At 67.1% G+C, this 298-nt stretch carries 1 protein-coding gene; it reads right to left on the reverse strand.

From position 1 onward, the window contains the following. Positions 1-276: AMP-binding protein (locus OO63_RS41140; RefSeq protein WP_248782231.1), on the reverse strand; the 276-nt coding region annotated here is incomplete at its 3' end. Between the last annotated feature and the right edge of the window lie 22 nt (positions 277-298).

Genomic DNA, 298 nt, shown 5'->3' on the forward strand with positions numbered 1-298 from the left:
CAGCACATCACGCACCACCTCGACCGTGCCGCCCACCGCAAGCGTCGTCACGATCTCGAACACCGACACATCGAAGTTCACCGACGTCGCGGCGAGCGTGCGGGTGCCGGGGGTCGCGCCCAGGGCGTCGACGAACGCGGGGACGCAGTTCGTCACGCCGCGGTGCGTGATGGTCACGCCCTTCGGCGTGCCGGTGGAACCCGACGTGTACATCACATACGCCGTGTTGTCCGGACGCACCCGGACCAACTCACCACCACCCGCACCCAGATCCAACCCGTCCAGGAACAGATACGGA

The organism is Streptomyces alboflavus (assembly GCF_000716675.1).
Classification (GTDB): Bacteria; Actinomycetota; Actinomycetes; order Streptomycetales; family Streptomycetaceae; genus Streptomyces; species Streptomyces alboflavus.